At 63.7% G+C, this 6233-nt stretch carries 5 protein-coding genes; 1 reads left to right on the forward strand and 4 read right to left on the reverse strand.

Annotated features, from left to right (window positions below):
- The first annotated feature begins 54 nt into the window (after positions 1-54).
- Positions 55-948: a DMT family transporter gene (locus tag V7Q53_RS22750; protein ID WP_333831263.1), complete on the forward strand. Its 894-nt coding sequence runs from the start codon at positions 55-57 to the stop codon at positions 946-948.
- Here V7Q53_RS22750 and V7Q53_RS22755 read toward each other — a convergent pair.
- The 4 genes from V7Q53_RS22755 to V7Q53_RS22770 form a co-directional block, all read right to left on the reverse strand.
- On the reverse strand, positions 935-2317 hold the full coding sequence (locus tag V7Q53_RS22755; protein ID WP_333831258.1) for a nodulation protein NodH: 1383 nt from the start codon (positions 2315-2317) through the stop codon (positions 935-937). The two genes, V7Q53_RS22750 and V7Q53_RS22755, sit on opposite strands and share 14 nt — an antisense overlap.
- 3 nt (positions 2318-2320) lie before the next feature.
- Positions 2321-4018, reverse strand: a complete 1698-nt coding sequence (locus V7Q53_RS22760) for a DUF5927 domain-containing protein (protein WP_333831259.1) — start codon at positions 4016-4018, stop codon at positions 2321-2323.
- Positions 4015-5019 carry a glycosyltransferase family 2 protein gene (locus V7Q53_RS22765; protein WP_333831261.1) on the reverse strand — a complete coding sequence of 335 codons (1005 nt, stop codon included), beginning with the start codon at positions 5017-5019 and terminating at the stop codon, positions 4015-4017. Before V7Q53_RS22765 ends, V7Q53_RS22760 begins: the two co-directional genes overlap by 4 nt.
- 92 nt (positions 5020-5111) lie before the next feature.
- Positions 5112-6167 carry a glycosyltransferase family 2 protein gene (locus V7Q53_RS22770; RefSeq protein WP_333831264.1) on the reverse strand — a complete coding sequence of 352 codons (1056 nt, stop codon included), beginning with the start codon at positions 6165-6167 and terminating at the stop codon, positions 5112-5114.
- Between the last annotated feature and the right edge of the window lie 66 nt (positions 6168-6233).

Here is a 6233-nt window from a genome sequence, read left to right on the forward strand (position 1 = left end):
CCCGCTATCCCTCCCCCAAAGGCCAGCCAGCGGCCTGAGACAAGGGGGCCGTGGATGGACCTGCGCTCAATCTTCATGGGCTTTGCCTTTGCCCTCATGTGGTCGTCGGCCTTCACCTCGGCCCGGATGATCGTGCTGGATGCGCCGCCGTTGTTCGCGCTCTGTGCGCGGTTTCTGCTTTCGGGTGTCATCGGGGTTGGTATCGCCCTGATGCTGGGGCAAAGCTGGCGGCTGACGCGGGGGCAGTGGCGGGCGACGATCATTTTTGGCCTGTGCCAGAATGCGCTCTACCTCGGGTTCAATTTTGTGGCGATGCAATGGGTTGAGGCCTCGGTCGCGGCGATCATCGCCTCGACCCTGCCGTTGATGGTGGCGGCGGCCGGGTTCATTGTGCTGGGCGACCGGCTGCGCCCGGTGGCGGTGATGGGGCTGGTGGCCGGGTTTGGCGGTGTCATCATCATCATGGGCGCGCGCTGGGGCGGCGGGCTGGACCCGTATGGGCTGGCGCTGTGTGTCGCGGGTGCGCTGGCGCTGACCGTGGCCACGCTGGCGTTGCGCGGTGCCTCATCGGGCGGGAACCTGATGATGGTGGTGGGTTTGCAGATGCTGGTGGGCGCCGCGATCCTGATCGGCCCGTCGCTGGCGCTGGAAGAGATCACGGTGAACTGGTCGCTGCGGCTGGTGCTGGCGTTCCTTTATACCGCGCTGATCCCCGGGCTTGCCGCAACATGGGTCTGGTTTCTGCTGGTGCAGCGGATCGGCGCGGTCAGGGGCGCGACCTTCCATTTCCTCAACCCGTTCTTCGGCGTCGCCATTGCCGCGCTGTTTCTGGGTGAGCGGCTGGGGCTGGGTGACCTGATCGGCGTGCTGGTGATCATGGCGGGGATTTTGGCGGTGCAACTGTCCAAGGCCCCGGCGGTGATACCGCCGCAGGCTAAAGGTCAGTGAAGCCGAACTGCTCGTAATCGCGCCAATAGGCCTCACGCGCGGCAAGCTGGATTTCCGCGTCACGGGGTGGTGCGCTGATGTCAGCGGCCTGCCAGCGCGGGGGGGCGCTGTGGCCAAGGCGCGCGGCAAGCCAGGGCAGATCAGCGGCCAGATCGGTTTCGCGCAGCAGGTGGTCGGGCGGGGCGATCTGGCCGAAACCGTCCAGCAACGCTGCTTGCGAAGCCCAGAAGGGCCAGGGTTGCAGCCCGGTCTGGCCCGAAAGGCTGGCCCGCACGAAGCGCAGGTAGGCCAGAAACGCGGCGCGGGTGGCATCGGGCGAAAGCGGCGCGGCGGCAAGGTCAATCCCATAAAGGCGCACCAGATGCTCGCACACCTGCTTGACCTCGCCGGTAAGAATGCGCCGCTCAAACGCCCACCATGCGCGAAGCAGCGGATGGCGCAGCACTGTGAAGCTGCGGAAACCGGGGTTGGCGCGCTTCCAGTCGCGCAGGCGGGCGGCGTTGAAATCGGTCTTCAGCGCCTCTTGCGCGACACCGTCAAGCGCGGCCACCCAGCGCACAACCTCAGCCTCAGGCGCGCCGCGCAGGGGCAAGAACAGAAGCGGCGTCTGCGCCCCGGCGTGGCAGGCGGGTAGCATGGGGGCGCGGCGGGGCTCAAAATTGGGGGTGCGGCCCAGATCGAAGCGGTCCAGCCGGGCAAGGCCGGGCGCCAGCGCCTCAGGGTTGGTGAGCTTCTCCTCAACCGGTTCGGGGTTCTGCTTTTTCAGCTTGCGCGAGGGGGCGTCGATGCGCCCCTCAACCCCCAGCCACCGCGCCAGCCCGTTGAGCACGGCAACATCGTTGAGATCGTCATAGCCGATGTAGAACGCACCCTGCCCCGTCGTCTGCAGCCGGTGAAGGATATCGAGCTGCGCCGCCTGCAGCGTCGCCAGATGTTTCTCGAACTCGATCGCATCGAACGCCACCTGCGCGGTTTTCAGTTTGGCGAGGTTGTGCAGCTTCCACTGCCCCGTCCCGGCGGCGATCTTGCGTGAGATGTAGCTTTCCAGCGGGTTGCGGGTCAGCACGATCTTGGCGCAGGCAGGATCCGCCAGAACATGGTCGCGGATGCGTGCGTCATGGTCATGAAACAGCCGGAACCCCGTCAGCCCGCCGCCCTCACGCAGCGCGGCCAGCAGCGTGAACGGGTCGGCATCGCGCTGCTCAAAGGTGATGCCCAGATATTCAACGGTCTTGGGCTTATTGATGAAGACCGGGTTGAACAGCTCGCCATGACAGGTGACGCCCGGAAATTCATTCAGCGTGGTTTCCAGCAGGTTGGAGCCGGTGCGCATCTCGGCCAGAACCACAAAAGACTCAAAGCGCGCCATACGTCATTTCACCTTGATCGACAGGTCGGTGCCGGAGGGGTTCATGGGAAAATCGCCCATCAGAACCGGCTGCATGCCCCGGTTGCGCAGTTCCTGCAAGAAGGCACCAAAGCCTGACAGATCGACACGCTCAGGAATGCGGATCATCCGGGCCTGCTGATGCGGCGCGATCTCATCGAAAAGGGTGTGCAGGGGCTCAGTGGGGTTTTCCAGAAATTCCGCCAGCGTCCAGATGCGGATACGCGCGCGCACCCAAGGGCTGCGCAGCACTTCCAGCATCTCGGTCTCGATGCGCTGCAGGCGCGCAGCCTCGCGTCGGATGGCGGCCATATCGCCGCCGGCATGATAGAGCGGCACCGCCCAGGCGCCCGAAATGACCGAAATCTGCGCGTTGGAATCGGTCGCCATGAACCAGAGCAGTTCATGCTTTGCGCCGGTATTGTCGGCCGGGCCAAGCTGGAAGCATTGCCGCTCGCCGCGCGTGGCCCACAACAGATTGGTCAGAAAGGCGCGGGGGTTATAGTCGCGCAGGCTGGCCTTGTCAGACAGACCACCCGCAAAGACCTTTTCGCGCCCGGAAAACTCTGCCTTGTGCGGGGCGAACAGATGGCCATGCACACGGCATTTGGCGACGGCGGCCAGCCAGCCCTCGAAATCCTGAAACACCTCGGAAAAGCCCTGAAAGACTGAATAGGGCTCTGCCGTCTTGCCATTCTCGCGGTCTTTAGCGGGAAACCGGCTGGCCATGTAAAGCCCGGGCCGCCCGCGCACCCGCTGCAAGGTGGCGCGGGCAAAATGGCGGTCAATGCGGCTTGGCTGCGGCTCGGCCTCCGGGTCTTCGCTGGCCTGGGAGGTCAGGAAATGCTCATACAGCCGCCCGGCCCCCGGCCATATCTTGCGCGCCACAAAGCAGCCGGATCGGCGCAGAAGCTGGAGATGGTCATCATAGAACACATGCGGCCGCCCCTGATGGTCAAACTTGCCCAGCGTGAGCGAGCGGCTTTCGATCTTGCGGGCATAAAGCCGAGCAAGGGTCTGGAAATAGCTTTCATCCGGTATCCAGACGCGGCGGAAATAGCGCTCGAACACCGGGCGCGAGGGGTCATTCAGGATGGCGCCAAGGGTTTCCCGCGTCAGGCACCACCATTGCGAACCAATATGCGGCTCAATTCCGTCAGGCAGATCGCGGCGCACCCCCATGCGGCGTTGCAGGTCAACCGCCCGGTCAAACAACCATTTGTGCCGCTTGTAGGCGAAAGGGAAATGAAAGGCGAAGCGCTCATCCGACAGGCCGCCCTTTGTCCAGTTCACATCGGCCACATTCACCGATTCGATGAAATCGGTATCCGGATGCCGCGCCAGCCACCCGGCCAGTTCCGCGACGGGCCGCAGCGGCAGGCAGGCGCCAGATGCCGCAAAGACATGCTGCACATCCGGGAACGCGCGCAGCATCTCGGTGCTTGCCGCCTGCATCGCCGCCACCAGCGACCATGTTCCCCATTCGCAGCGATAGCGGGTGCTGAAGCGCACCTGAGGAAAATCGCGCAGCGCATCGGCAAGGCGCTGGTTCTCGGCGCGGCCCACCCGTGCATCGACATGAATCACAACCGGGCTTCCGGCTTCCGCCCAGAAGCGCGCCACCTGCGCGGCCCGGTCCAGCGCGGTATGGACCAGCATGATGCAGCCCAGCCGCGCGCTCATGCCCAGTTCCCCTTCGACATCAGCCCCAGAATTTCAAGCTGCCGCCAGTTGATGAAGCGCTGTGACCATTTGCACCACAGATCAGCCTCGGCTTCGCTGTGATAGGCAAGGTATTCGCGGCTTTCGCCATAATGCTCACCGCGCGCCACCTCTTCGCGCGCCTTGTCGCCCAGCGTTGCCAGAAACTTGGCATGCAGCAGACAGCCTGAGGCCTTTTCACCCCCCACCCGGTCATAAACAAGGTTCAGCCCGCGCGGCAAAAGCATGTGGGTAGAGCTGACATAGGCATAGTCGCGGTGCCATTTCACCAGCGGGATCTTGTTCAGCGCCGGGGCATCCAGCGGTTTGTCGGCAAAGAAAACCCGCGCGCGCGGCCCGCCCTGAAGCCACAGGTTCTTCAGCCGGGAATTGCGCGTCACGCTGTAATTGGCGCTGTCAAACCAGTTCGCCACCTCGAACGGGTTCTGCCCCTCGATACAGGGATGCGCCGATACCGGGCCCTTGGGGTACATATCCAGCAAAAGCGTTCCGAATGAGCGGATGTTCGATGCGTCCAGCCAGTCGGTGAGCGCGCGCAGGGGGCGGGTATCATGGAACGGATAGATGAAAAACTCATCGACATCGACCACCAGAACCCAGCGCCCATGGCCATAGCGCGCCAGCAACCCGTTGATCCAGTCCATGCCGAAGCGCGAATTGCGGTAGCTGGCGGTGGTGGTCCAGACTGAGGTATCGGGCTGCTCCGCCAGATACGCGCGCGAGCCGTCATCGGAGGCGTTGTCAACGAACAGGAAATGCTCAACGCCCAGCGCGCGGTAATATTGCAGGAAATAGGGCAGGCGCGCGCGCTCGTTACGCAGGGTGCAGAACAGAAGCAGGCTGTCAGGGCGCAGCGCTTTCGTACGGCGGATGACGGGGCGCAATTCACGCCGTTTCAGGAATGCGCGGAACTTCCAGCCCTTGCGCATCCACCGCAGCCGGTATGATGACAACAGCCCCAAATTCCGCCTCCTTTCGTCAACAATACCGAGTCGTTTCGGTCTAACGGTTTACAAATCAGGAATAAAACAAAATCTCGGCAATTCCCGGGGCCTCAGCCCCATTCCCCGCGTGACATCAGCCCCTCGGCCTCAAGCTGACGCCAGCCCAGATAGCGGGTAGATGCCTCGCACCACAGATCCGGCCCTGCCGTCAGCGCGTCGTAATAATGGTCAAACGCGCCCGGCTCACCGAAATGCTGGCGTCGCTGCTTTTCCTCGGCGGATTTGGCGCTGATCGTGGGCAGGAACTTGGTGTGCAGCAAGACGCCCGAAAGCAGCTCCCCCCCCGCCGCGTCATAGACATTGTTCAGCCGCCGCGGCAGCATCGAATGGGTGGAGTTGAGATAGACATAGCCCCGGTGCCATTTCACCAGCGGGATCTTGGAAAGCGTCGGCCCCCGGCGCGGTTCGCCATGAAGAAACATGCGCGAGCGCACACCGCCCTGAATCCACAGATAGTGCAGATCCTGCTTGCGGATGATCGTGTAATTGGCGCGGTCATACCATTGCAGAACCTCGGTCGGATCCTGCCCCGGCTGATACGGCGCGCGATCGACCGGGCCTTTGGGGTACATATCCAGCATCAGCGCGCCAAAGCTGGCAATCCCGCTATCGTCCAGCCATCCGGTCAGTGCAGGCAGGGGGCGCGTTTCATGATGCGGATAAACCAGCAGTTCATCGGCATCGACCGTCAGGCACCAGCGACCATGGCCATGGCGGATCAAGAGCCATTGCAGCCAGTCCATCCCGTAGCGCGAGGCGCGGTAGCTGGCCCCGGTCTGCCAGAGCGAGACATCGCCCTGCCCCAACAGCAGTGCGGCGCCTCCGTCATCGCTGGCATTATCGACAAAGATGAAATGCCCCACGCCAAGGCTGCGGTAATGCTCCAGAAAATACGGCAGGCGCAGGGCCTCGTTGCGGAAGGTGCAGAACAGCACAATCGCGCCGGGTGCAATATCCGCTGTCCGGTCAATCACCGGCACCAGCTCGCCCCGCTTGCGAAAGGCGCGCAACAGCCGGAACTGCCGCTTGCGCCGCCACCGCCATGCCCGCCACAGATTACCCAATCGCCCCATCGCTGCCTGTTCTTTCCGCCCGCCCGGCTTCATCTTGCCAGAAATACGCTGGGGGGTGAATTGGCGCAGCGGGGGGGTGCGGGCCGGGGGGGGGGTGGG

The organism is Pararhodobacter sp. (assembly GCF_036802785.1).
Taxonomy (GTDB): Bacteria; Pseudomonadota; Alphaproteobacteria; order Rhodobacterales; family Rhodobacteraceae; genus Pararhodobacter.

Bases quoted from the DNA above. Each gene is read 5' to 3' on its own strand.
- V7Q53_RS22760 (WP_333831259.1), bottom strand. From the start codon at position 4,018: ATGAGCGCGCGGCTGGGCTGCATCATGCTGGTCCATACCGCGCTGGAC.
- V7Q53_RS22755 (WP_333831258.1), bottom strand. From the start codon at position 2,317: ATGGCGCGCTTTGAGTCTTTTGTGGTTCTGGCCGAGATGCGCACCGGC.
- V7Q53_RS22750 (WP_333831263.1), top strand. From the start codon at position 55: ATGGACCTGCGCTCAATCTTCATGGGCTTTGCCTTTGCCCTCATGTGG.
- V7Q53_RS22770 (WP_333831264.1), bottom strand. From the start codon at position 6,167: ATGAAGCCGGGCGGGCGGAAAGAACAGGCAGCGATGGGGCGATTGGGT.